The sequence below is a fragment of the Streptomyces sp. CBMA156 genome, from assembly GCF_014596515.1.
Lineage (GTDB): Bacteria > Actinomycetota > Actinomycetes > Streptomycetales > Streptomycetaceae > Kitasatospora.
In genome coordinates this window covers 1-24,961 of the sequence record NZ_MSJQ01000183.1, presented here as the reverse complement: position 1 = coordinate 24,961, position 24,961 = coordinate 1, and the positions used below count along the sequence as shown (strand labels likewise).

Here is a 24,961-nt window from a genome sequence, read left to right as displayed (position 1 = left end):
GGCCGCCTTTCCGTTTCCACGTCCGGGCTCCTGCTGCCCGGGCCGCTGCCGCTCCGGCTGCTACTGCCCGGCGACGTCCGGGGTGACCGGATCCGGCCCGATGCGCGGGTCGCCCTCCAGCGGCACTTCCTGGCCACTCGACTTGTCGACCACCGTCCGCCCGGCCAGCGGCGAGCGCAGGTCGGCCGACACCGACTGCCGCTTGGCCAGCGCGTTGCACACCTGCCCCGGCTGGACCGTGGGCGGGCCCGGCACGACCAGCACGTCCACCCGGCCCGGCTGCGACTCGTCGGCCTTCAGCGCGTACGTGGTGCAGACCCCGCCGAAGAAGTAGACGGTCAGCTTGGTGGTGCCGTCCACCCGGTACCCGACCGGCGGGCGGACGGGCGAGCCCGAACCGTTCGGGTTCGGCTCGCCCACCGCGATCCCGTTGCCCGGGGGAGTGGCCGGTTCCGGCCGACCGGGCGGCGGGGAGGCCGGGGCGGGCGTGAAGCCGGTCGGCGGTGGCGAGGCCGGCTGCGCGGTACCGGAGGCGCTCCCGGCCGGAGCCGTCGAGGCCGGACTCCCGGAATCCGCCGGGGTCCGCGCGGAGGCACTCGCCGGGGCCGGGGCCGGGGCCGAGGCGGTCGTGCCGGCCGCCGCCGAGTCCGAGGCGGTCCTGCCGCCCCCGTCGCAGCCGGCCACCGTCACCACCGCCGCCAGGGCCAGGCCCACCAGGGCCACCGTCCGCCGACCGCGCCGGGGCATCGTCTCCGGATCCATCTGCACATCCTCCCGAGGGTTCAGCGGTGCCGCCTCCGCGGCCGCTCCGCGCGGATGTGACGTGCTCCGGACGGATCCGGTTCCGTACCGGCCGGCCCGGGTTCAGAAGCCGTACTCGGCCATCCCCGCGACCACCCGCTGCGCCCCGGAGGGCACCCGGAAGCCGGCCGGCGACGGGGCGGCGGGCTCCGGGCCGACGGTGAGCTGTGGCCAGAACCGGCGCAGCCGCCGGGAGGAGTCCACCAGGGCGTCGAGGGTCTCGCCGTCCTCGGTCCGCAGGGCGGGCACGGGGGAGTGGTCGGTCATCGGGTAGCGCTCCGATCCGGGGCCGCGGCCACGCTGCCGCGGTCGACGACGGGGCCCGCCTGCACGGCGGGCCTCCGGGAGGCGGCTCCGGAGTCGACGGAGGCGCCTCCCGGCCGACCCTAGGCAGGGCTCGGGCCGCCCACCAGTGCTACCGGCAGGTAGTACACGTTCGAGCGCAACGAGTGCCACCATGGCCGTGCGGGCGTCAACCCGAGGCACTCTTGCGGCGCGCTCGCCGGGGCCGGGTACCGTGGGCGGGTTCACCCCCGCTTGCCCGCTGGCCCCGCAGCCATCCTGAGGAGACCTCCCGTGCGTATCGCCGTCGCCGGTTCGATCGCCACCGACCACCTGATGACATTCCCCGGCCGGTTCGCCGACCAGCTGGTCGCCGAACAGCTGCACACCGTGTCGCTGTCCTTCCTGGTCGACACCCTGGACATCCGTCGCGGCGGCGTCGCGCCGAACATCGCCTTCGGGATGGGCGTGCTCGGCCTGCGCCCGATCCTGGTCGGCGCCGCCGGCGCGGACTTCGCCGAGTACCGCAGCTGGCTGGAGCGCAACAACGTGGACTGCGACTCCGTCCACATCTCCGAGACCCGGCACACCGCGCGCTTCATGTGCACCACGGACGAGGACCACAACCAGATCGCCTCGTTCTACACCGGCGCCATGGCCGAGGCCCGCAACATCGAGCTGAAGCCGATCGCCGACCGCGTCGGCGGCCTGGACCTCGTCCTGGTCGGCGCCGACGACCCGCAGGGCATGGTCCGCCACACCCAGGAGTGCCGCACCCGCGGCTACGCCTTCGCCGCCGACCCCTCCCAGCAGCTGGCCCGCCTGGAGGGCGACGACATCCGCGAGATCGTGGACGGCGCCGCGTACCTCTTCACCAACGAGTACGAGGCCGCGCTGATCGAGAGCAAGACCGGCTGGGACGCCGAGGAGCTGCTCACCCGCGTCGGCACCCGGATCACCACCCTGGGCAGCAAGGGCGTCCGGATCGAGCGCAAGGGCGAGGCCCCGATCCTGGTCGGCTGCGCCAAGGAGGAGGCCAAGGTCGACCCGACCGGCGTCGGCGACGCCTTCCGGGCGGGCTTCCTGGCCGGCCTGTCCTGGGACCTCGACCTGGAGCGCTCCGCCCAGCTCGGCTGCATGCTCGCCACCCTGGTGATCGAGACCGTCGGCACCCAGGAGTACGAGCTGCGCCCGGCCGCCTTCCTGGGCCGTTTCGAGGAGGCCTACGGCGCCGAGGCGACCGCCGAGATCCGCGCGTACCTGGTCAAGTAGCGCGCCCCGCTCAGGAGCGGCGCAGCACGAGGTAGGCCGAGCCCCGGTCACCGCCGTACTCGGTGGCCGGGGCCTCGCCCACGTACTCCTGCCCGCGCATCCCGCACCAGGCCGGGATGTCCAGCCGGGCCGCCTCGTCGTCGGACAGCACGGCGACCGTGCCGCCCGGCGGCACCTCGCCGATCCGCTTCGCCAGCTCGATCACCGGCAGCGGGCAGCGCTTGCCGAGGGCGTCGACGACCAGCAGCAGTTCCCCGGCGGGGGCCTCCGGCGCCGGCAGGTCCAGCCCGAGCGGTGCCCGGACGCCGGCCACCAGGCCGGGCAGCACCGCGAGGAAGCGCTCCACGTCCGCCTCGGCCGTCCCGTACGGCAGCGAGACCCGGACGTTCCCCTCGGTGAGCACCCCCATCGCCGCCAGCACATGGCTGGGCGTCAGCGTGGACGAGGTGCAGGAGGAGCCGGAGGAGACCGCGAAGCCCGCCCGGTCCAGCTCGGTCAGCAGCACCTCCCCGTCCACGTACAGGCAGGAGAAGGTGACGATGTGGGGCAGCCGCCGCACCGGGTCGCCGACCACCTCGACCTCGGGCACCAGCTGCGGCACCCGGGTGCGGATCCGCTCCACCAGCGCGTGCAGCCGGGCGTTCTCCCGCTCGGCCTCGGCCCGTACGGCGCGCAGCGAGGCGGCCGCGGCCACGATCGCCGGGACGTTGACGTAGCCGGGCACCCGGCCGCCCTCACGCTCGTCGGCCGGCAGCGGCGAGGCGTACCTGACGCCCTTGCGCACCGCCAGCACCCCGACCCCGGCCGGGCCGCCCCACTTGTGGGCGCTCGCCGTCAGCAGCGACCAGCCCGCGGGGACGTCCGTCCGTCCGGCGCTCTGGGCCGCGTCCACCAGCAGCGGGACGCCCGCCTCGGCGCACCGCGCGGCGACCTCGTCGACCGGCTGCACCGTCCCCACCTCGTGGTTGGCGCTCTGCAGCGCGGCCAGCGCGGTGTCCGGGCGCAGCAGCGCGGCGAAGGCCTCCGGGTCGGCCCGGCCGCCCCGGTCCACCGGGGCCACCGACACCTCGCCCCCGCCCGCCTCGTGGCGCTCGCCGACGTGCAGCACGCTGGAGTGCTCCACCGCGGAGTGCACGAAGTGGCCGCCGCGCCGCCGGTTGCCGGCCAGGGCGCCGAGCAGACCGAGCTGGACGGACTGCGTCCCGCTGGCGGTGAAGGAGATCTCGTCCGCCCGCGCGCCCAGCACCGCGGCCACCGTCTCGCGGGCGGCGTCCAGCAGCATCCGGGCCTGTCGGCCGGAGCGGTACAGCCGGGCCGGATCGGCCCAGCCCTCGTCCAGGGCGGCGGTCAGCGCCTGCCGCGCGACGGGGTGCAGGGGGGCCGTCGAGGCCGCGTCGAAGTACACGGTCACATTTAACGACACACCCGGTGCGCGACCCGGCCGGGTCACACGGCTCACCCACCGTCAGTCGATCACCCCGAATGTCCGCTTCGTCCGCGTCCGACGGATCGTCACGGATGTCATCCGAGGTCATCCCCCGATCGGGCGTACGGACCTCGAATGTCTACGATGACCTGCGACGCAGCCCCCACCGGGCCTGATCGGGCTAGCGGGCGGCGCGTTACCGGGGGCTGCCCGTCAGGAGCGCATAAGGCTGGAGTAGGGTTTGGCCCGCATAAGCATTCAAACCGTGCCCGTGGACGGGTCGCCGGGGAGGCTCACACTCCTCTCCGGGGCGACGCGAAGGCGGGCGAGACTTCGGGAAGGCGCTACGTGAGTCCCAACGGCTCCGACCGCTCGCCGCGGCGCACGATGCGGCGGAAGCTGCCTCAGGCGCTGGCACTGGGCCTCGTCATCGCGACCGCTACCGGCTGCTCGGCCAACGACCTCCCCAGGCTTGGCCTCCCGAGCCCCGTCACCAAGGAAGGGCCGATGGTCCTCCAGATGTGGCAGGGGTCCTGGATCGCGGCGCTGGTGGTCGGCGTACTGATGTGGGGTCTGATCATCTGGAGCGTGATCTTCCACCGGCGCAAGCGCACCGGCGTGGAGGTCCCTCCGCAGACCCGGTACAACGTGCCCATCGAGGCGCTCTACACCGCGGTCCCCATCATCATCGTCTCGGTGCTCTTCTACTTCGTCGCCCGCGACGAGAGCAAGCTGATCGCCACCTCCGAGAAGCCGCAGCACTACGTCAACGTGGTCGGTTTCCAGTGGAGCTGGGCGTTCAACTACGAGAACACCGAGACCCCCGACCCGGCAAACAAGGACGCCGCGTACGACGTCGGTACCCCCAAGGACGTTCCGACGCTCTGGATGCCGGTCAACGAGTCGACGCAGTTCCGCCTCACCTCGCGTGACGTCATCCACGACTTCTGGCCCGTCAACTTCATGATGAAGATGGACGTCGTGCCGGGCGTGGTGAACAAGTTCGAGGTCACGCCGACCGTCAAGGGCGAGTACATGGGCAAGTGCGCCGAGCTCTGCGGCGTCGACCACTCGCGCATGCTGTTCAACGTCAAGGTCGTCGACCGCGCCGACTACGACAAGCACCTGGCCGATCTTCGCGCCAAGGGCCAGAACGGTGCGGTGCCCTCCGGCCTGATCACCATGGGAAGTGAAGAGAAGTGACAATCCTCAACGAGCCCGCCGCGGCCGGCGGGGGCGCCGAGGCCGTCACGGTCGGGGCGCAGCGGACCCGGAAGCCGGGTTCGACCATCATCAAGTGGATGACCACCACTGACCACAAGACGATCGGCACGCTGTACCTGGCGACGTCGTTCGCCTTCTTCCTGATCGGTGGCATCCTCGCCCTGGTCATGCGTGCCGAGCTGGCTCGTCCCGGGACCCAGATCCTGTCGAACGAGCAGTTCAACCAGGCGTTCACGATGCACGGCACGATCATGCTGCTGATGTTCGCGACGCCGCTCTTCGCCGGCTTCGCGAACTGGATCATGCCGCTCCAGATCGGCGCCCCCGACGTGGCGTTCCCGCGTCTGAACATGTTCGCGTACTGGCTGTACCTCTTCGGTTCGACCATCGCGGTGGCGGGCTTCCTGACCCCGAACGGCGCCGCCAACTTCGGCTGGTTCGCCTACTCCCCGCTGTCGGACGCGGTTCACTCGCCCGGCATCGGCGGCGACATGTGGATCATGGGTCTGGCCTTCTCCGGCTTCGGCACGATCCTCGGTGCGGTCAACTTCATCACCACGATCATCTGCATGCGCGCGCCCGGCATGACGATGTTCCGGATGTCGATCTTCGTCTGGAACGTCCTGCTGACCTCGGTGCTGGTCCTGCTGGCCTTCCCAGTGCTGGCCGCCGCGCTGTTCGCCCTGGAGGCGGACCGCAAGTTCGGTGCCCACGTCTTCGACCCTGCCAACGGCGGGGCGATGCTCTGGCAGCACCTGTTCTGGTTCTTCGGGCATCCCGAGGTGTACATCATCGCGCTGCCGTTCTTCGGCATCGTGTCGGAGATCATCCCGGTCTTCAGCCGCAAGCCGATGTTCGGCTACTCCGGCCTGATCGCGGCCACCATCGCGATCGCCGGTCTGTCCGTCACGGTGTGGGCGCACCACATGTACGTCACGGGACAAGTCCTGCTGCCGTTCTTCTCGTTCATGACCTTCCTGATCGCGGTCCCGACCGGTGTGAAGTTCTTCAACTGGGTCGGCACCATGTGGAAGGGCTCGCTGAGCTTCGAGACCCCGATGCTCTGGACGGTCGGCTTCCTGGTCACCTTCCTCTTCGGTGGTCTGACGGGTGTCCTGCTGGCCTCCCCGCCGATCGACTTCCACGTCTCGGACTCGTACTTCGTCGTCGCCCACTTCCACTACGTGGTCTTCGGCACCGTCGTGTTCGCGATGTTCGCCGGCTTCCACTTCTGGTGGCCGAAGATGACCGGCAAGATGCTGGACGAGCGCCTCGGCAAGATCACCTTCTGGACGCTGTTCATCGGCTTCCACACCACCTTCCTGGTGCAGCACTGGCTCGGCGCGGAGGGCATGCCCCGCCGCTACGCCGACTACCTGGCGTCGGACGGGTTCACCACCCTGAACACCGTCTCGACCATCGGCTCCTTCGTGCTCGGCCTGTCGCTCCTGCCGTTCCTCTACAACGTCTGGAAGACCGCCAAGTACGGCGAGAAGGTCACCGTGGACGACCCGTGGGGCTTCGGCCGCTCGCTGGAGTGGGCGACCTCCTGCCCGCCGCCGCGGCACAACTTCCTCACCCTTCCGCGGATCCGCTCCGAATCCCCGGCCTTCGACCTCCACCACCCGGAGATCGCCGCGCTGGACTACCTGGAGAACCACGGCGAGCCGGCCAAGCACCTCGCCGGCGTGACCCCGGCGAAGTACGACGCCCCGAAGCTGGGCAAGGGCAACAAGGAGGGCGACGCCTGATGAAGGAACAGGGAAAGATCTTCCTGGGCCTGTCGGTCTTCGTACTGGCCATGGCTCTGACCTACGGCCTGTGGACCAACCACTCGGACCTCGGCATCGAGGCCGCCGGCACCACGGCGCTGTTCCTGGCCTTCGGGCTCTGCGCCTTCATCGGGTACTACCTCGCCTTCACCGCCCGCCGGGTGGACAGCGGCGCGGGTGACAACCCCGAGGCCGAGGTCGCGGACGACTCCGGCGAGCTGGGCTTCTTCGCCCCGCACAGCTGGCAGCCGCTCTCGCTGGCGCTCGGTGGCGCGCTCGCCTTCCTGGGCGTGATCTTCGGCTGGTGGCTGATGTTCTGGGCCGCCCCGATCATCCTGATCGGCATCTTCGGATGGGTCTTCGAGTTCTACCGGGGCGAGAACCAGAACCAGTAGGGTTCCCGCTTCCGGCACCAGGGCCGGTCCTCCCGCAGGGGAGGGCCGGCCCTGTGGCGTTCCCGGCCTGCTGCGTCCCCGGAATGACGGCTTCACTCCGGTGGGTGAACCGGGAGTCCCTCGGATGTCGCTTCGGCAGGGGTGTTCCTACGATCTGATCAATCGTGCGAACCCTCGGAGGCGGTCATGGCCGACAGGCGCGGAATCGCAGCTCTCGGCGGCATCTCGCTGGCCCTCGCGGTGCTGGCCCCGCTGGCCGCCTGCACGGCCGGGGAGGACGCGCCCAAGGGGCCGCACCGGGTCGACGCGGCCCCGCTGGTCCACCTCTCGGCGGACGGCAAGGCCGACCCCTCCCAGCCGGTCACCGTGACCGCCCTCCAGGGCAGCCGGCTCACCGACGTCACCGTGGTCGGCCCGGACGGCCGGGTGGTCGCCGGGAAGCTCGCCGAGGACCAGCGCAGCTGGCAGACCACCGGCCGGCTGAAGGCCGCCACCGCGTACTCGGTGCGGATCTCCGCCGACGACGGCAAGGGCGGCCGCGGCGACACCACCGCGACCTTCGGCACCCTCGCCGCCCAGCGCCTGCTCACCGCCAAGCTCGGCCCGGACTCCTCCGGCAGCGGCGTCTACGGAGTGGGCCAGCCGCTCACCGTGCAGCTCTCCGAGGCGGTGAAGGACCCCCAGGCCCGCCAGGAGGTCGAGCGCGTCCTGACCGTCGCCTCCCAGCCCACCGTCACCGGCGCCTGGTACTGGGTGGACGACAGGAACCTGCACTTCCGTCCGGAGGACTACTGGCCGGCCGGGACGACCGTCTCGCTGGCCTTCGACGGCACCGGCAGCCGGATCGAGGACGGGCTCTACGGCGGTGACCGCAGCGCGCTGAAGCTGCGGATCGGCGAACGGGTGGAGTCGGTGATCGACGCGGCCGCCCACGAGCTCACCCTCAAGCGCGACGGAGAGGTCCTGCGGAGCATCCCGGTCACCACCGGCAAGCCCGGCTTCGACACCCGCAACGGCGTCAAGGTGGTGCTCGGCCAGGAGCGGTCGGTCCGGATGAACGGCGAGACCATCGGCATAGCGGCGGGCAGCACGGAGGCGTACGACCTCGACGTGCTGTGGGCCACCCGGGTGACCTGGAGCGGCGAGTACGTCCACGCGGCGCCCTGGTCGGTCGGCTCGCAGGGCCTGGAGAACGTCAGTCACGGCTGTACCGGCATGAGCACCGGCAACGCCGAGTGGTTCTACGAGCACACCAGGGTGGGGGACCCGGTGACGGTGGTGAACAGCCGCGGCGGCGAGATGGAGCCCTTCGGCAACGGCTTCGGTGACTGGAACATCGACTGGGCGGACTGGGTCCGGCACAGTGCCTCGGGACAGGCCGTCAGCACCACCGCAGCGGCCTCCCAGGCCCAGGCCGCGGGAATGATCCGCCCCGAGCTCTGAAGGCCCTTACCGGGCCCGCAAGACACGCCCTAGCCCTTCGGGTAGGCCAGCCGCAGGGCGGTGTCCACGGCGGCCAGCGCGTCCGCGGGGGAGAGGCCCAGCCGGCTCGCCCTGGCGGCGTACTCGGCGGCGGCCTCGGCGGCCAGCCGGTGGGCGGCGTCGCCGGTGGCGGCGATCAGCGTGCCGCGCCTGCCGTGGGTCTCCACCACGCCGTCCGCCTCCAGCTCGCGGTAGGCCCGGGCGACGGTGCCGGCGGCCACTCCCAGCTCCTCGGCCAGGGCCCGGACGGTGGGCAGCCGCAGCCCGGTCGGCAGCTCCCCGGAGCGGGCCAGGCCGGCGATCCGGGCGCGGATCTGCTCGTACGGGGGAGTGGCGCTGGCGGGGTCGACGGAGAGCTGCACGGGGACTCCTGGGGGCGCGGGCGGGTACGGGGCCGGCGGGTTCGGGAAGGGCCGAGGGCCGCCGACCAGACGAACTCTGGTCAGCGGCCCTCGGGGTGACGCGGTGGTGCCTGCGGGATCAGTGGTGGCCGTGGCCGCTGGTGATCTCGTGGTGCTCCTCGGCGGTGGGCTTGGGGATCTGGCTGCCCTCGCCGTAGAAGCCGCGGGAGAGCTTGGCCCGGGTGCGGGTGACGACGCCGGCCTTGCGGGCCACGCCGTTCTCGTCCGTCTGGGCCGGCAGCTCGACCGGCTGGTTCTGCTCGTGCGCCGTGAGCTTGTGCAGGTCCTGCTGCGGCAGCTGGGCGTGCACCTCGACGAACTCACCGTGCGGCAGGCGCTTGATGACGCCCGTCTCGCGGCCGTGCAGCACCTTCTCCTTGTCACGGCGCTGGAGGCCGAGGCACCAGCGCTTGGTGATGATGAAGACGACGACCGGGACGACGAAGAAGCCGACGCGGACGAAGTAGGTGACCGAGTTGATCGACAGGTGCAGGTGGGTGGCGAACAGGTCGTTGCCACCGGCCACCAGCAGGAGCAGGTAGAGGCTGATCCAGGCGGCGCCCAGGGCGGTGCGGACCGGGGCGTTGCGCGGGCGGTCCAGGATGTGGTGCTCGCGCTTGTCGCCGGTGATCCAGCCCTCGATGAACGGGTAGACCGCGATCGAGACCAGGACCAGCGGGAAGATCGCCAGCGGGACCATGACACCCAGGTTGAGGGTGTGGCCGCCCCAGACGCTGATCTCCCAGCCGGGCATGATCCGGATCAGCCCCTCGGAGAAGCCCATGTACCAGTCGGGCTGGGCGTCCGTGGAGACCTGGTCAGGGCGGTACGGGCCGACCGACCAGATCGGGTTGATCGTGGCGATCGCCGAGATGATGGCGATGATGCCGAAGACCAGGAAGAAGAAGCCACCGGCCTTGGCCATGTAGACCGGCATCAGCGGCATGCCGACGACGTTCTTCTCGGTCTTGCCCGGGCCCGCCCACTGGGTGTGCTTGTGGTAGAAGACCAGGATCAGGTGCGCCACCAGCAGGCCGAGCATGATGCCCGGGATCAGCAGCACGTGGATGGTGAAGAACCGCGGCACGATGTCGTGGCCGGGGAACTCGCCCCCGAACAGGAACATCTGGACGTAGGTGCCGATCAGCGGGACGGCGAGGATCGCGCCTTCCATGAAGCGGATACCGGTACCCGACAGCAGGTCGTCCGGCAGCGAGTAGCCGAAGAAGCCGTCGAACATGCCCAGGACCAGCAGCAGGAAGCCGAAGACCCAGTTGATCTCGCGGGGCTTGCGGAACGCGCCGGTGAAGAACACGCGCATCATGTGCACGAGCATCGCGGCCACGAAGACCAGGGCGGCCCAGTGGTGGATCTGGCGGATCAGCAGACCGCCGCGGACCTCGAAGCTGATGTTCACCGTGGAGGCATAGGCCTCCGACATCGGCAGGCCCTTGAGCGGCACGTACGAGCCGTCGTAGATGACCTCGGCCATCGAGGGCTTGAAGAACAGCGTCAGGTAGACACCGGTCAGGATGATGATGACGAACGTGTAGAGGCAGATCTCGCCCAGCATGAAGGACCAGTGGTCCGGGAAGATCTTCCGCAGGTTGGCCTTGGCGAGGGAGTAGATCCCCAGCCGGCCGTCCGTCCAGTCAGCGGCGGCTTCCCACTTGTTGGCGGGCTTGTCACGCGTGCTGGAGGGCTTGGCGGCACCGGTCGTGGTGCTGCTCGCGCTACTCATCGAGCACGCTCCCAGTAGCTCGGGCCGACGGGCTCAGCGAAGTCGCCGGTGGCGACCAGGTTGCCCTTCTCGTCAGTGATGATCTTCAGCTGCGGCAGGGGGTGGCCGGCCGGGCCGAAGATGACGCGAGCGCCGTCCGCCAGGTCGAAGGTCGACTGGTGGCAGGGGCAGAGCGCGTGGTGGGTCTGCTGCTCGTACAGGCTGATCGGGCAGCCGACGTGGGTGCAGATCTTGGAGTAGGCGAGGATGCCCTCGAAGCCCAGGTCCTTGGACTTCTCGTCCTTGATGTCATCGGGCGCGATGCGGACCAGCATCAGGGCGTCCTTGGCGATCCGCTGCTGGAAGTCCTCGCTGTGCGTGGACAGGCCCTCCGGCATGGCGAACGTGAGCGAGCCGACGATGATGTCCTCGGGCTTCATCGGCTGCATGGTGTTCATGTTGATGAGCGGCAGCGGCTTGCTCTCGGTCGCCTCCTTCCAGCCGGTCTCCATGAGCTTCTTCTCGGGAAGCGGGCCGAGGTCACGGAGCAGGACCACGCCGGAGAGCGGGACCAGCGCCATGGAGCCGATCAGGGTGTTGCGGATCATCTTGCGGCGACCGAAACCGGACTCGGCGGCACCGGTCTTGAACTGCTCGATGACGTCGGCGCGGACCTCCTCGGAGGCCTCGATCGGGTGACGCTCGGCCGGCAGCTCGACGTCCGACATCAGGGTGCGGGCCCAGTGGACCGCACCCGCGCCGATCATGAACAGCGCGACGCCCAGGGTCAGGCCGAGCGCGAAGTTCAGCGCGCTGACATGACCGAGCGGGAAGATGTAGACGATCCGGTCCGCGTCGATGGCCACGAACGAGGCGATGAACGCGACGGTGGCGAGCATCGAGATCACGAACATCAGCGAGACCTGACGCTCGGCCCGCTTGGCGGCCCGCTCGTCGATGTCGGTGCGACGCGGCTCGTGGGCCGGCAGGCCCGGGTCGGCGAACGGGTGGCCGTGGTCGGCCACCTCGCCGGCGGAGCCGTGCGGCTCCGGGAGCTTCTCTTCTGACATGTCGTGGCTCATGACTTCTTGGCCTTGGTGGTGTGGGCGGCGACCCAGATCGCGACCGCGATGAGCGTGCCGAGCCCGAAGATCCAGCCGAACAGGCCCTCGGTCACCGGACCGAGGCTGCCCAGGGTGAGACCACCGGGGTTGGGCTCATCGTTGGTGGTGTGGCGGACGAAGGCCACGATCTGCTTCTTCTGCTCCTCGGGCATGGTGGTGTCCGGGAACGACGGCATGTTCTGCGGGCCGGTCTGCATGGCCTCGTAGATGTGCTTGGCGTCCACGCCCTCGAGCGACGGGGCGTACTTGCCCTTGGTCAGGGCACCACCCTGGCCGGCGAAGTTGTGGCACTGGGCACAGTTGGTGCGGAACAGCTCGCCACCCTTGGCGAGGTCCTCGGGGTTGGTCGAGGTGTACTGCTCCTCCCTGGGGGTCACCGGGCCGGGACCGAGGGAGGCGACGTAGGCGGCGAGCTGGTCGATCTCGGCCTGCGAGTAGATGTTCTTCTTGCGCGGGACCTGGGCGCCGGGCTGCTGGGCCGGCATGCGGCCGGTGCCGACCTGGAAGTCGACAGCGGCGGAGCCGACGCCGACCAGGTTCGGACCGTCACTGCTGCCCTGGCCGTCCAGGCCGTGGCAGGAGGAGCAGCCCACGGCGAAGAGCTTCTTGCCCTCATCGATCGCGAGCGACTGCGCGGCGACGTCGGCCTGCGCCTTGTCGGCGGGCGCGAACGCGGCGTACAGCCCCCCGGTTGCCGCCAGGGCGAGAAGTAGGACGACCAGCGCCGCCAATGGGTGGCGCCGTCGTGCGGAGAGCTTTTTCACGGAATAACCCCGGTGTCAGGATCTGGTCGACTGGTGGGTGCACCCGGCGGCCGGTCTGGCCGGCACGAGGCTGCCTGTCTAGGGCTGCGCGCGCGGTCGGTCGGTGGGAGCGTCGGCACCGGCAGAAGCGGCCCGTCGCCGGTGAGGGCGGGGGCCGCAGCCGGTGGCCAGCGACCTGATCAGCTGGTTACTTGATCAGGTAGATGGTCGCGAACAGGCCGATCCACACGACGTCGACGAAGTGCCAGTAGTACGACACGACGATCGCGGCGGTGGCCTGCTCGTGCGTGAAGCGCTTGGCTGCGTACGTCCGTCCCAGGACCAGCAGGAAGGCGATCAGACCACCCGTCACGTGCAGTCCGTGGAAGCCGGTGGTCAGGTAGAACACCGTGCCGTACGGGTCGGAGGACAGCGAGAGGCCGTCCTTCTTGACCAGCTCGGTGTACTCGAAGACCTGACCGCCGATGAAGACCGCGCCCATGGCGAACGTGAGGATGAACCACGCACGGAGCTTCTTCACGTCACCACGCTCGGCCGCGAACACGCCGAGCTGACAGGTGAGCGAGGAGAGCACCAGGATCGTGGTGTTGACCGAGGAGAAGGGCACGTTGAGGGCGTGGGCCTTCTCGGTCCAGAACTCCGGCCCCTTGACGGAGCGGAGCGTGAAGTACATCGCGAAGAGGGCCGCGAAGAACATCAACTCGGAACTGAGCCAGACGATCGTTCCGACGCTGACCATGTTCGGCCGGTTGACCGATCCGTGCGCGTGCCCGGTTTCTACTGCTGTTGCTGTCGCCACGACGGACATTATGTCGGTCCCTTATTCCGTCTTCACGCCGGGGGGTGTCCCTCGGAGTGTCCGGTGCGTGCGGTATGCCCGCTTGGAGGCCGGTGGGGGGCCCGGATGGGGACTGAGCAGCGGCGTGTCCCTTTTCTGATGGTTCCTCGGAGGAGCCCGCGACCCCCTTGCCCGGCGCGCCGTTGCACGGTCGGAGTAGCCGCACGAGGTAGGGGGGAGGGGTTCCGGGTCGGCCGTACGGGTGGACTGACCGGGGTCGGGTGACGGGCCGTCCTCCGGGCGGGTGAGCCGAGGGTGCGCCGGGTTGGCGAGGAACGTGCGCGAGGGGGACTCGGCGAAGGGTGATCGGGAGTAGCATCCGGATCAGGCGAACGTGGTCCGGATCACACTTGAGGGAGCAGGGTCCATGGCGTACACGACCGATGAGACGCTCACCGTCCTCGTCTACAGCGACGACCGCAACACCCGTGAGCAGGTGCTGACGGCGCTCGGCCGCCGGCCCGCCGAGGATCTTCCGGAACTGTCCTACCTGGAGTGCGCGACCACCCCCGCGGTGCTCAAGGCACTGGAGAAGGGGGGCGTCGACCTCTGCGTGCTGGACGGCGAGGCGGTGCCGGCCGGCGGGCTGGGCCTCGGGCGGCAGCTGAAGGACGAGATCTACGGCTGCCCGCCGGTGCTGGTGCTGATCGGCCGGCCGCAGGACTCCTGGCTCGCCGCCTGGAGCCGGGCCGACGCCGCCATCTCCCACCCGGTGGACCCGGTGGCGCTGGCCGGGGCGGCCGCCACCCTGCTGCGGGCCCGGCTGGCGAAGCGGACTCCGGCCGTCCGTTGACCGGCGTCCGGTAGGCGAGAAGAGCGGCCGTCGCGGCGGCTCCGCTCGATAGGCTGGCTCCATCCGTACGGACGTCCCCCTGCGCGGGGAACCGACAACAGTGGAGTCAGCCATGGTGAACGTGAACCCTGCGAACGGCGGTAGCGACCCCGTGCAGGTGGTCCGCACCTGGCCGGACCTCCTGGCGGTGCTGTTGCAGGGGGAGGACCTCGACCGTTCGTCCACCGCGTGGGCGATGGACCGGATCATGAGCGGCGAGGCGTCCCCCGTCCAGGTGGCCGGGTTCATGATCGCGCTGCGGGCCAAGGGCGAGTCGGTCGACGAGATCGCCGGCCTGGTCGACGCGATGTACGAGCACGCCGAGCCGCTGGAGATCCCCGGTCCCGCGGTGGACATCGTCGGCACCGGTGGCGACCGGGCGAAGACCGTCAACATCTCCACCATGTCGGCGATCGTCGCGGCGGCCGCCGGCGCCAAGGTGGTCAAGCACGGCAACCGGTCGGCCTCGTCCACCAGTGGCTCTTCGGACGTGCTGGAGAAGCTCGGGGTGGCGCTGGACCTGTCCGCCCGGCGGGTGGCCGAGGTGGCCGAGGAGGTCGGGCTCACCTTCTGCTTCGCGGCGAAGTTCCACCCCTCGATGCGGCACGCCGCCACCGCCCGGCGCGACCTCGGGGTGCCGACCGCCTTCAACATCCTCGGTCCGCTGACCAATCCGGCCAAGGTCAAGGCCCACGCCATCGGCTGCTTCGACACCCGGCTGGCCGGGCTGATCGCCGGGGTGCTGGCCGGGCGGGGCGCGACGGCACTGGTCTTCCGCGGCGACGACGGGCTGGACGAGCTGACCATCACCACCACCTCGCAGGTGTGGGTGGTGCGCGACGGGGTGGTCACCGAGACCTCCTTCGACCCGCGGGACGTCGGCATCGAGCTGGTCGGCATCGAGGCGCTGCGCGGGGCGGACGCCTCGTACAACGCCGAGGTCGCGCGGCGGGTGCTGGCGGGGGAGCACGGGCCGGTGCGGGACGCCGTCCTGCTGAACACGGCGGCGGCGCTGGTCGCGATCGACCTGGGCGACGCGCCGCTCCCCGAGCAGCTGGCGGCGGGCATGGCGCGGGCGGCGAAGGCGATCGACTCCGGTGCCGCGCAGGACCTGCTGCGGCGTTGGTCGGAGGCCACCAGCCGGATCTGAGACGGCAGTTGGGGAGCCCGTGCCGGTGCGCCGGCCCGGGCTCCGGTGCTGTCCGGATGCTGGATGTCCGTTTGACCGACCGCTGGACGCGGCCTAGAGTCTTCGCCAGGTCATGAGTGACAGCGCGAAGCCCCAGCTTGCTGTCCGGCAACCCTCCGTCCGTGGCGGGGTGCCCTGGGTGAGGACCGGGTCGTCACGGCAAACCGTCCGTGCGGCAAGCGCGGACACCCGACGACTAGCACTCCCGGGGTCCCATACCCCCCAAGGAGTGCGTCCTCATGTCCCTGGCCACCGAAATCTGCGCCCCGCTCGCCGTCCTCGGCTCCGACGTCCAGGTCCCGCTCGCCAGTGGTGAGAAGGTCGGCTACGCGGCACTCGACTACGCGGCCAGCTCGCCGGCCCTCCAGCGGGTGTGGGACGACGTCGCCGCCTACGCGCCGTACTACGGCAGCGTGCACCGCGGGGCCGGGTACCTCTCGCAGCTGTCCACCGACCTGTTCGAGCAGAGCCGGCGCACCGTCGGCGAGTTCCTCGACCTGCGCGAGGGCGACCAGGTGGTCTTCACCCGGGCCACCACCGACTCGCTCAACCTGCTGGCCGCCGCCGTTCCGGCCGGCACCCGGGTGTTCGCCTTCGAGACCGAGCACCACGCCTCGCTGCTGCCCTGGGCGCACGCCGGACTGGGCGTCACCTACCTGCGCGCGCCGCGTTCGCGGGCCGAGGCGGTGGCCGCGCTGGACGCCGCGCTCGCCGAGGCGCCCGAGGGCCCCAAGCTGCTCTGCGTCACCGGCGCCTCCAACGTGACCGGCGAGCTGTGGCCGGTCGCCGAGCTGACCGCGACCGCCCACCGGCACGGCGCCCGGGTGGTGCTGGACGCCGCCCAGCTGGCGCCGCACCACCGGGTCTCGGTGCGCGAGCTGGACGTCGACTGGATCGCCTTCTCCGGCCACAAGATCTACGCGCCGTTCGGCGCCGGCGTGCTGGCCGGCCGGGCGGACTGGCTGGACGCGGCCGAGCCGTACCTGGCCGGCGGCGGGGCGACCAGGACGGTGGCCAGGGAGACCGACGGCTCGGTGGCCGTGCAGTGGCACACCGGCCCGGCCCGGCACGAGGCCGGCTCGCCGAACGTCATCGGCGCCTACGCGATCGCCTCGGCCTGCCGGGCGCTGACCGAGGCCGGTTTCGACGCGCTGGAGGCCCGCGAGGAGCAGCTGGTCGCCCGGCTCACGGCGGGGCTGGCGGAGATCCCGCAGGTCAAGGTGCTCAACCTGTTCGGCGAGGGCTCGGCCCGGGTGGGCGTGCTGTCCTTCGTCGTCCAGGGCTGGAACAGCTCGCACTTCTCGGCCGCGCTGTCCGCCGAGTACGGCATCGGGGTGCGCGACGGCCTGTTCTGCGCCCACCCGCTGGTGCGCACCCTGCTCGGGGACGAGGACGTGGCCCCGTCCGAGTGCGGTGCGCCGGAGCCCTCGCTGCCGGGCGAGCGCAGCCTGAACGCGATCCGGGTGAGCTTCGGCGCCGGGACGCCGGACGAGCACGTCGACCGCTTCCTGACGGCCGTCCGGGAGCTGGTCACGGACGGCGCGAGCTGGAACTACCGCAACGAGGGCGGGCGTTGCGTCGCGACCGTGCAGATCGACAGGGGGCGCCGGGAGGGCTGAGCCCCGAAGGAGGGACCCTGAGCCCCGTTACTCGTCCAGGCCGAGGGCGAAGGCGGCTTCCAGGTCGTGCTGGGAGTAGGTGCGGAAGGCGATCTGGGTCTCGGTGTCGGCCACGCCCGGGACCTTGTTCAGCCGGCCGGGGATGACCTCGGCCAGGTCGTCGTGGTGGCGGACCCGCACCATCGCCACCAGGTTGTAGCCACCGGTCACCGAGTAGACCTCGCTGACGCCCTCGATGGCGGCGATGGACTCGGCGATCTCCGGGATGCGGTCGACACTGGTCTTGATCAGGACGATGGCGGTGATCACGGTTCGGGCTCCTTTGTGAGGTGCCGCCAGCGTATCGGGCGTCAGCCGGGCCGTCGCGGGGGGTGGCGGACCGCGGTGCAGGCGTAGAGGAACCCCGCCGAGAAGCCGATCACGTGCACCAGGTACGCGACCCCGGGGCCGGCCGAGTGCGCCGACCACCACTGCAGGGTGAACCAGAGGCCGAGCACCAGCCAGGCGGGGAAGCGCAGCGGCAGGAAGAACAGCAGCGGGACGAGGGTGGTGACCCGGGCCCGCGGGTGGAAGCGCAGATAGGCCCCGAGGACGGCGGAGATCGCCCCGGACGCCCCGATGAGCACCCGGGTGGAACCCGGCGAGTGCGCCTCGGCGAGCGCGAAGCCGTACGTGCTCACGCTGCCGGCGGCGAGGTAGAAGAGGGCGTACCTGACCCGGCCCAGCCGCCGTTCGACGGTGGGGCCGAAGACGTGGAGGAAGAGCAGGTTGCCCAGCAGGTGCAGCCAGCCCGCGTGGAGGAAGAGCCCGGTGAGGACGGACAGGGACGGGTGCTTGCCCGGGGTCGGGGCGGCCGGGCAGCCGGGGACCGGGTCGGGGGCCTCGGCCAGCTGCTCGGCGGTCAGCGGCCGTCCGGCCAGCAGCTCGGCGGGGACGGCGCCCCAGCGCTGCTCGTACCGCTGCTCCGCGCAGACCCTGGCCTGGCCAGTGCCGTACAGCGGGTTGAGGCCGGCCGCCGGGGCGAACAGGAAGACCAGGGTGTTGAGCGCGATCAGGGCGTAGCTGACCACGGGGACGGGCACCGCCGGGCGGTCGCCCCAGGCAGCGGTGTGGTCGGGGGCCGCGAGCGCCATGCGGCCAAGCATCCCTCCGGGCGCCGCAGGTGACACCGTGGTTTACGGCAGGTGGACTAGCCCGGGTGTTCAGGCAACCGGTGGTCGCGACGGCAGCCCCAGGCAATAGGCTTGGGGCGGGCATTCCCGCCTCCCGCCGCCGATGCCGGGGCTCCGGGGGGAGCGCCTGGCCCACGCAGGGATCACCCGAGAGGACCCCCGATGACCGTCCCCGCTCTGACCGCCGAGACGCGCTGGCGCTGCACCCTGTGCGGCAACCTCACCCGCTTCGACGTCACCCGCACCGCCCGGGTGACCGAGTTCCTGCACTTCGACCTGGCCGGCGAGTCCAAGGTCGAGGAGACCGAGGTACTGAGCGAGACCATCGAGTCGGTGCGCTGCCGCTGGTGCAACGCGGTCGACCAGGTCGAGCTGGTGGCCAGGCCCGGCGCCGAGGGCACGGAGGCCGCCGCCGAGCAGGGCTGACCCCGTCGGTGCGGCGGGCGGGTGCGCGGCATGCCCGTCCGCCGCACGGGACAATACAGAACAAGACGCACGGAGCGTGACGACAGGGGCGGCCGCGGCCGTACCCCGCTGGACCAGGATCGGAGCCGAGGACGTGGTGGACGCAGCGAAGGAGCCCGGCGAAGAGCGGGGGCTTCAGCCCGCTGCGGCCGAGGCCCCGGCCGAGCCGGCCCGGGTGGAGGACGGTCCCTCCGAGCCCGTGGCGGAGCGCGCGGCCGAGAAGCTCGACCGGCCGCTGCCGGAGGGCGTGCGCCGGCGCGTGGTCGGGCTGGCCTCGGACGCGCTCGGCGGGCTGCCGCCGGCCGAGCTGCCGCAGAGCCTGCGCCAGTACGTCAAGTTCACCCCGGCGCGGCGGGCCAAGTACGCGGCCACCGCGCTGGCGGCGGCGCTGGAGTCGGAGCCGGCCTTCCGGGTGCGGATAGCGGAGCGGCTGAGACTGGGGCAGCCGGACCTGGTGAAGGCGCTGGAGTCGGGCACCGTTCCGAGCGCCGCCGACCCGATGGACGTCGCGGCCGCCGCCTACCTGGTGCGGTCGGCCGGCTGGAGCCGGCTGGTGGCCGAGGCCGGCGAGGAGGTCGAGCGGGCCGGCGCCGAGGACGCGGCCGCGGAGGCGACCCGGCTGGTGGAGAAGCTGCAGGCGGAGCTGGCCGAGGTGCGGGCCTCCGCGCGGGCGGACCTGGACCGGCAGCGGACCGAGTCGGAGGGCGTCCGCAAGGAGGCCGAGTCGCTGCGCAAGAAGGTGCGGTCGCTGGAGAGCGACACCCGCAGGGCGCAGGCCGAGACCCGCAGGCTGGCCGGCGAGCTGGAGGCCGCGAAGGCGCAGGCCGCGACCGAGCGCGGCGCGGTGGAGACCGAGGCGCGCCGGCTCAGGCACCGGGTCTCCGAGCTGGAGAACGCGGCCGAGCAGGGCCGCCGGTCGGCCCGTGAGGGGCGCAGCGTCGAGGACATGCGGCTGCGGCTGCTGCTGGACACCGTGCTGCAGTCGGCCCAGGGGCTCCAGCGGGAGCTGGCGCTGCCGGTCTCCCAGATCCGTCCGGCGGACCTGGTGGAGGCGGTGGTGCCGGGGGCGGCCTCGCCGCACGACGTGGCGCGGCGCGGCCTCGCCGAGGACGATCCGGCGCTGCTGGACCAGCTGCTGGCGATCCCCCAGGTGCACCTGCTGGTGGACGGTTACAACGTGACCAAGACCGGCTATCCGGCGCTGCCGCTGGAGCAGCAGCGGATCCGGCTGCTGGGCGGGCTGGCGATGCTGGCCCAGCGCACGCAGGCGGAGGTCACCTGTGTGTTCGACGGGCAGGACCTGGACGTCCCGGTGATCATGGCGCCACCGCGCGGGGTCCGGGTGCGGTTCAGCCGGACCGGGGAGACCGCGGACGAGCTGATCCGCCGTCTGGTACGGGCCGAGCCGCAGGGCCGTCCGGTGGTGGTGGTCTCCACCGACCGGGAGGTCGCGGAGGGCGTGCGGAAGGCCGGCGCGCGCCCCGTGGCCTCGGTGTTGCTGCTGAACAGGCTGGCCCGGCCCTGAGCCCGGACCGGATGGGATGATGCCTGGTCAGGGGTGGTTCCGAGCGGGTGTGCGGGTCTTGTGACGTCAGTGTGGGAACCGGAGTTCACGCCTTCGGGGGAGTGGCAGAACAGGTAGATGTTCACTAGGGTCTGGCGTCAAACCTATTTTCCGGAATCTCATCCCATCAGGTGAGTCCGATGGAAGAAGGAGCCGGACCCTTGGCATCCCACCGCCGTCCCAAGCAGCAGAGCCGCGTACGGATCTCCGTGCTCACCGCCGCCGCTGCGACCGCGGTCGCCCTCTCCGCCCAGGTGGCCGCGCACGCCGCGCCGCAGCCGAACAAGTCGGACGTCAAGGCGCAGATCGACCAGCTCCAGGAGGAGCAGGAGCAGGCGGCGGAGAAGTACAACGGTGCCAAGGAGCGGGCCGACCAGCTGCGCAAGCAGTCCGGCCAGCTCCAGGACCAGGTGGCCCGCGGCCAGGAGCAGATGACGCAGCTGCAGGGCGGCCTCGCCGAGGTGGCGGGCGAGCAGTACCGCACCGGCGGCATCGACCCGTCCGTCCAGCTGATGCTCTCCTCCGACCCGTCCGGCTACCTGGACAAGGCCTCCACCATCCAGCAGGCCGGCACCAGCCAGGCCGAGGCGCTCAAGGGGCTGCTGGACCAGCAGCGCCGGCTGGACCAGCAGAAGACCGAGGCGGCCACCGTGCTCGCCTCCCTGGAGAGCACCACCAAGGACCTGAACCAGGCCAAGACGGACGTCAACACCAAGCTGAAGGCCGCCCAGGACCTGCTGAACTCGCTCAGCGCCGCCGACCGCGCCGCGCTGCGGGCCCAGCAGACGCAGGACGACCGCGCCTCGCGCGGCAGCGACCGGGTCGACCTCGGCAGCCTGCCGCCGGCCAGCGGCCTCGCGGCGGTGGCGGTGTCCAAGGCGATGGGCAAGCAGGGCTCGCCGTACGTGTGGGGCGCCACCGGATCGACCACCTTCGACTGCTCGGGCCTGATGGTCTGGGCGTACGGCCAGGCCGGCGTCTCGCTGCCGCGCACCTCGCAGGAGCAGGGCCACTACGGGACCAAGGTGCCCTCGTTGGACCAGGCCCAGCCGGGCGACCTGGTGGTCTACGGCAACGACATGCACCACGTCGGGATGTACATCGGCAACGGCATGGTGGTCCACGCGCCGCACACCGGCGACGTGGTGAAGGTGATGAAGGCCGACGCGATGTCGATCAACACCATCCGCCGGGTCTGACGGCCCGACACGCCGGAGGGGCCCCTTTTCCGGACCTGTGATCAGCGCCACCCCCGTGTGGGGGTGGCGTTCGGGTTTTCGGCGTTTCGTGACCGCATGGTGAGAAGTGATCAGCCTTACGTGTGCCAGTGGTCACCATCGGTCATTTTCACAAAAGAACTTTGGCAATCTTCTGTCTTTTTTCTGACAAGGATTTGAACCGATCACGGTTCAGTTACTAGGGTCGTGCCCCGAACCACCGCACTCTCGATCGCCCAGCCAGGGTGGCGGCGGTGGTTTCCGTCGAGTTCGCAAGGCAGCGGGGCAGGTCGAAGCGACTGCCCGACAGGGGAGCCCAGTTCCTGGGGGCGCTGCGGAGCGGAGCCGGGGAACCACGTTCCTCCGGGGTGAATCGGCGCCAGGTCGGCCGGTGGAACGGCTGTGAGGCGTCGTAGGGCATGCTTCCGGCCCGAACCCGTCAGCTCACCCGGTAGGCGGCCGTAGGAAGAAGGAGTCCGCCTTCGTGGCGTCCCATCGTCGTCCCAAGCCCGCCGGCCGCACCCGCGTCTCGATCCTGACCGGAGTCGCCGCCGCAGCCGTCGCCCTCTCCGCGCAGTCCGGCGCCCACGCCGACCCGCAGCCGACCAAGGAACAGGTCAAGGAGCAGGTCGACCAGCTCAACGAGCAGGCCGAGGTCGCGACCGAGAACTACAACGCCGCCCAGGCCAAGCAGCAGGAGCTGGAGAAGCAGGTCTCCGGCCTCCAGGACCAGGTGGCCCGTCAGCAGTCCCAGGTGACCGAGCTCCAGGGCGGCCTGGCCGAGATCGCCGGCGAGCAGTACCGCAACGGCGGCATCTCGCCGACCGTCCAGCTGATGTTCTCCTCCAGCCCGGAGGGCTTCCTCACCCAGGCCGGTGCGCTGAACCAGGCCGGTGCGACCCAGAAGGGTCAGCTGAAGGAGCTCCAGGAGCAGCAGCGCAAGCTCGACCAGGACCGCAACGAGGCCCAGGGCAAGCTCGCCGAGCTGGAGTCCACCACCCAGCAGCTGAAGACCGCCAAGCAGGACGTCCAGGGCAAGCTGAAGGCCGCCCAGGACCTGCTGAACACCCTGACCGAGCAGGAGCGCCAGGCGCTTCGCCAGGCCGAGGAGAAGGCCGCGGCCGAGGCCAAGGTCAAGGCCGACGCCGCCAAGGCCGAAGCGGCCAAGGCGCAACAGCAGCAGCAGGCCGACCGCGCCTCGCGCGACAACAGCCGCAGCGACATCTCGACCGGTTCGGCCGCCGCCGCGCCGGTGAAGGCCGCGGCCGGCAGCTCGCGCGGTGCCGCCGCCCTCTCGTACGCCGCCTCCAAGATCGGCAGCCCGTACGTCTGGGGCGCCACCGGCCCGGGCTCCTTCGACTGCTCCGGTCTGATGGTCTGGGCGTACAACCAGGCCGGCGTGTCGCTGCCGCGCACCTCGCAGGCGCAGGCCTCGGCCGGCACCCGGATCGGCACGGACATCTCCCAGGCCCAGCCCGGCGACCTGCTGATCTTCTACACCGACGCCCACCACGTCGGCATCTACGCCGGCAACGGCCAGGTGCTGCACGCGCCCAGGACGGGCACGAACGTGCGCTACGAGGCGGTCACCAACATGCCGCTGACGGGCATCGTGCGGGTCTGATCCCCGCTCGGACGCTTCCGGGCCCGGCCTTCCCCAGGGAAGGCCGGGCCTGCGGCTTTTCCGGGCGGTCGAGCTGGTGTCCGATTAGTGGGCGAATATTCGGGTTGGGAGGGGTTTGGACTCGGTTGCCCGGACTCGCTAACGTCTGCCACCGGACTCCCGCTCGACGGCCGCCCACCATGGCGCGGCGGCGGGAGCCGCGCCGCAGGATTGGAGCCGCTGCCGCCATGCCCGTGCACCGTCGTTCCCAACTGCTCGCCCGGGCGCTGGTGCTGACCGCGGCCGCCGCCACCGCGCTGGGCGTGGCCGCCGGAGGAAGCGCCCAGGCCGCCCCCGGCAGCCCGGACCCGGCCGACCGACAGGACGTCAAGGCGCAGGTGGAGCAGCTGTACGACGAGGCCGAGCAGGCGTCCGAGAAGTTCAACGCGGCGCAGGAGGCCCAACGGCGCCTCCAGGGCGAGACCACCATCCTCCAGGGCGAGATCGCCGGCGCCCAGGACCAGCTCAACCAGCTGCGCGGCGACCTGGCGACGGTGGCCGGGGCGGAGTACCGCGGCGGCGGCATGACCCAGACGGCCCAGCTGATCCTCTCGACCGACCCGGAGGGCTACCTGGCCCGCGCCCGCGCCATGGGCCAGGCCGCCGCGCGCCAGCAGGAGAGCCTGCACGAGCTGATCACCCGGCAGCGCCGGCTCGACCAGCGCCGCACCGAGGCGGCCGACAAGCTCGCCGAGCTGGACCAGGCCCGCCGGTCGCTCGCCGACGGCAAGCAGCAGATCCAGCAGCGGCTGGCCAAGGCGCAGAAGCTGCTGAACGGCCTGGGCGGCGCCGAGCGGGCCCGGCTGGCCGCCCAGGACGCCAGGGACGCCGAGCGGCGCGCCACCCGGGGCACCGACCGGCTGGACCTCGGCACCGCCCCGCCCGCCTCCGAGCGCGGTGCGGCCGCGCTGGCCGCCGCGGTGCGGATGATCGGCTCCCCGTACGTCTACGGGGCCGCCGGCCCGCACGCGTTCGACTGCTCGGGTCTGATGTACTACAGCTGGCGGCAGGCCGGAGTGACCCTGCCGCGCACCTCGCAGGCCCAGGCGTACGCCGGGCAGCGGATCAGCCTGTCCGAAGCGCGACCGGGAGACCTGGTGATCTTTTACCGGGACATGCACCACGTCGGCATGTACGCCGGCGGCGGTGTGATCGTGCACGCCCCCCGCCCGGGCGCCAGGGTCCGCTACGAGAGCGTCGGCGCCATGCCGGTCTCCGGGGTGGTCCGGCTCTGAGCACCCCGGAGACCGACCCCACCGACATACCCGGCGCCGGCCCCCGCCGCACGCTGTCCAGGCGCGGCGCGCTGCTGCTCGCGGCCGGCGGGCTGACCCAGCTGTCGCTGCCGCCGGCCGCCCCCGCGGTGCCCGCGGCGCGGACGGCGGACCGCCGCGGGCAGGTGGCCGCCGTGCTCGCGGAGCGGGTGCGCTCGGCGCCCCCCTGGTCCGGGCTGCCGGTGGCCGGGGCGGAGTACCGCAACCTGGTGCTCGCCGGGGCCGGCGGTCCGGAGCGGCTCACCGCCGCCGCCGACCTGGCGGTGCGGATCGCCGGGTACGACGAGTACCCGGTGGTGTACCCGCGCCGGATCGAGCTGGTACGGGCCGGGGCCGACTGGCGGGTCGAGGGCGGGGGGGGGGGTGAGGGGGGGGGGGGGGGGGGGGGGGGGGGGGGGGGGGGCGGGGGGGGGGGGGGGGGGGGGGGGGGGGGGGGGGCGGGGGGGGGGGGGGGGGGGGGGGGGG

The 24,961-nt window shown here is 71.6% G+C and carries 23 protein-coding genes and 2 riboswitches; of the genes, 13 read left to right on the top strand and 10 right to left on the bottom strand.

The window, feature by feature from the left end:
* Positions 1–60: 60 nt before the first annotated feature.
* Together BU198_RS15195 and BU198_RS15190 are read right to left on the bottom strand one after the other, a co-directional pair.
* A complete protein-coding gene (locus tag BU198_RS15195; protein WP_188297382.1) occupies positions 61–762 on the bottom strand; it encodes a hypothetical protein in 702 nt (233 codons plus the stop codon).
* Positions 763–864: 102 nt separating this feature from the next.
* Positions 865–1,068 (bottom strand): hypothetical protein, encoded by a 204-nt coding sequence (locus BU198_RS15190; RefSeq protein ID WP_188297381.1) that lies wholly within the window; start codon positions 1,066–1,068, stop codon positions 865–867.
* A 309-nt stretch (positions 1,069–1,377) separates the two neighbouring features.
* Here BU198_RS15190 and BU198_RS15185 point away from each other — a divergent pair, with 309 nt between their 5' ends.
* Positions 1,378–2,355 carry a carbohydrate kinase family protein gene (locus BU198_RS15185; protein WP_188297380.1) on the top strand — a complete coding sequence of 326 codons (978 nt, stop codon included), beginning with the start codon at positions 1,378–1,380 and terminating at the stop codon, positions 2,353–2,355.
* A gap of 10 nt (positions 2,356–2,365) precedes the next feature.
* On the opposite strand, the gene BU198_RS15180 is transcribed toward BU198_RS15185, so the two are convergent.
* Complete coding sequence (locus tag BU198_RS15180; RefSeq protein ID WP_188297379.1) at positions 2,366–3,760, bottom strand: cysteine desulfurase/sulfurtransferase TusA family protein; 1,395 nt, start codon at positions 3,758–3,760, stop codon at positions 2,366–2,368.
* Between the two features lie 369 nt (positions 3,761–4,129).
* On the opposite strand from BU198_RS15180, the gene coxB reads away from it, so the two are divergent.
* The 4 genes from coxB to BU198_RS15160 all read left to right on the top strand — a co-directional run bounded on the left by coxB (position 4,130) and on the right by BU198_RS15160 (position 8,615).
* Positions 4,130–4,984: a cytochrome c oxidase subunit II gene (coxB, locus tag BU198_RS15175; protein ID WP_188297378.1), complete on the top strand. Its 855-nt coding sequence runs from the start codon at positions 4,130–4,132 to the stop codon at positions 4,982–4,984.
* Complete coding sequence (gene ctaD, locus BU198_RS15170; RefSeq protein ID WP_188297377.1) at positions 4,981–6,756, top strand: cytochrome c oxidase subunit I; 1,776 nt, start codon at positions 4,981–4,983, stop codon at positions 6,754–6,756. Before coxB ends, ctaD begins: the two co-directional genes overlap by 4 nt.
* On the top strand, positions 6,756–7,172 hold the full coding sequence (locus BU198_RS15165) for a cytochrome c oxidase subunit 4 (protein ID WP_188297376.1): 417 nt from the start codon (positions 6,756–6,758) through the stop codon (positions 7,170–7,172). The genes ctaD and BU198_RS15165 overlap by 1 nt, the downstream gene beginning before the upstream one ends.
* 186 nt (positions 7,173–7,358) lie before the next feature.
* Positions 7,359–8,615, top strand: coding sequence for an Ig-like domain-containing protein (locus BU198_RS15160; RefSeq protein ID WP_188297375.1), 1,257 nt, complete (start codon positions 7,359–7,361; stop codon positions 8,613–8,615).
* Between the two features lie 29 nt (positions 8,616–8,644).
* Here the strand turns inward: BU198_RS15160 and BU198_RS15155 are convergent, their stop codons facing one another.
* The 5 genes from BU198_RS15155 to BU198_RS15135 form a co-directional block, all read right to left on the bottom strand.
* Positions 8,645–9,016, bottom strand: coding sequence for a GntR family transcriptional regulator (locus BU198_RS15155; protein WP_188297374.1), 372 nt, complete (start codon positions 9,014–9,016; stop codon positions 8,645–8,647).
* A gap of 118 nt (positions 9,017–9,134) precedes the next feature.
* A complete protein-coding gene (locus BU198_RS15150; RefSeq protein ID WP_188297373.1) occupies positions 9,135–10,796 on the bottom strand; it encodes a cytochrome b in 1,662 nt (553 codons plus the stop codon).
* Positions 10,793–11,845, bottom strand: coding sequence for a ubiquinol-cytochrome c reductase iron-sulfur subunit (locus BU198_RS15145; protein WP_223244409.1), 1,053 nt, complete (start codon positions 11,843–11,845; stop codon positions 10,793–10,795). The genes BU198_RS15150 and BU198_RS15145 overlap by 4 nt, the downstream gene beginning before the upstream one ends.
* An 8-nt stretch (positions 11,846–11,853) precedes the next feature.
* Positions 11,854–12,663 carry a c-type cytochrome gene (locus tag BU198_RS15140; protein ID WP_188297371.1) on the bottom strand — a complete coding sequence of 270 codons (810 nt, stop codon included), beginning with the start codon at positions 12,661–12,663 and terminating at the stop codon, positions 11,854–11,856.
* A gap of 187 nt (positions 12,664–12,850) precedes the next feature.
* A complete protein-coding gene (locus BU198_RS15135; protein ID WP_049651835.1) occupies positions 12,851–13,471 on the bottom strand; it encodes a heme-copper oxidase subunit III in 621 nt (206 codons plus the stop codon).
* Positions 13,472–13,868: 397 nt separating this feature from the next.
* Here BU198_RS15135 and BU198_RS15130 point away from each other — a divergent pair, with 397 nt between their 5' ends.
* The 3 genes from BU198_RS15130 to BU198_RS15120 all read left to right on the top strand — a co-directional run bounded on the left by BU198_RS15130 (position 13,869) and on the right by BU198_RS15120 (position 17,141).
* A complete protein-coding gene (locus tag BU198_RS15130; protein ID WP_188297370.1) occupies positions 13,869–14,294 on the top strand; it encodes a hypothetical protein in 426 nt (141 codons plus the stop codon).
* 112 nt (positions 14,295–14,406) lie between these two features.
* Entirely contained in the window at positions 14,407–15,483 is a 1,077-nt protein-coding gene (trpD, locus tag BU198_RS15125) for an anthranilate phosphoribosyltransferase (RefSeq protein ID WP_188297369.1), read from the top strand.
* A 108-nt stretch (positions 15,484–15,591) separates the two neighbouring features.
* Positions 15,592–15,710, top strand: a riboswitch (SAM riboswitch).
* 51 nt (positions 15,711–15,761) lie between these two features.
* The gene (locus BU198_RS15120) at positions 15,762–17,141 is read left to right on the top strand and encodes an aminotransferase class V-fold PLP-dependent enzyme (RefSeq protein WP_188297368.1); all 1,380 of its coding nucleotides are present in this window, start codon (positions 15,762–15,764) and stop codon (positions 17,139–17,141) included.
* Positions 17,142–17,168: 27 nt separating this feature from the next.
* Here BU198_RS15120 and BU198_RS15115 read toward each other — a convergent pair whose 3' ends face one another.
* Together BU198_RS15115 and BU198_RS15110 are read right to left on the bottom strand one after the other, a co-directional pair.
* The gene (locus BU198_RS15115; protein ID WP_188297367.1) at positions 17,169–17,450 is read right to left on the bottom strand and encodes an Lrp/AsnC family transcriptional regulator; all 282 of its coding nucleotides are present in this window, start codon (positions 17,448–17,450) and stop codon (positions 17,169–17,171) included.
* A 41-nt stretch (positions 17,451–17,491) separates the two neighbouring features.
* Entirely contained in the window at positions 17,492–18,274 is a 783-nt protein-coding gene (locus BU198_RS15110; RefSeq protein ID WP_188297366.1) for a rhomboid family intramembrane serine protease, read from the bottom strand.
* A gap of 201 nt (positions 18,275–18,475) precedes the next feature.
* Here BU198_RS15110 and BU198_RS15105 point away from each other — a divergent pair, with 201 nt between their 5' ends.
* The 5 genes from BU198_RS15105 (at position 18,476) to BU198_RS15085 (ending at position 24,457) form a co-directional block, all read left to right on the top strand.
* Positions 18,476–18,739, top strand: coding sequence for a hypothetical protein (locus BU198_RS15105; protein WP_188297365.1), 264 nt, complete (start codon positions 18,476–18,478; stop codon positions 18,737–18,739).
* A 214-nt stretch (positions 18,740–18,953) separates the two neighbouring features.
* A complete protein-coding gene (locus BU198_RS15100) occupies positions 18,954–20,303 on the top strand; it encodes an NYN domain-containing protein (protein ID WP_188297394.1) in 1,350 nt (449 codons plus the stop codon).
* 200 nt (positions 20,304–20,503) lie between these two features.
* Positions 20,504–21,541, top strand: coding sequence for a C40 family peptidase (locus BU198_RS15095; RefSeq protein WP_188297364.1), 1,038 nt, complete (start codon positions 20,504–20,506; stop codon positions 21,539–21,541).
* Between the two features lie 338 nt (positions 21,542–21,879).
* Positions 21,880–22,033: riboswitch (cyclic di-AMP (ydaO/yuaA leader) on the top strand.
* Between the two features lie 10 nt (positions 22,034–22,043).
* Positions 22,044–23,183, top strand: coding sequence for an NlpC/P60 family protein (locus BU198_RS15090; protein ID WP_188297363.1), 1,140 nt, complete (start codon positions 22,044–22,046; stop codon positions 23,181–23,183).
* Between the two features lie 227 nt (positions 23,184–23,410).
* Positions 23,411–24,457 carry a C40 family peptidase gene (locus BU198_RS15085; protein WP_188297362.1) on the top strand — a complete coding sequence of 349 codons (1,047 nt, stop codon included), beginning with the start codon at positions 23,411–23,413 and terminating at the stop codon, positions 24,455–24,457.
* Positions 24,458–24,961 lie beyond the last annotated feature (504 nt).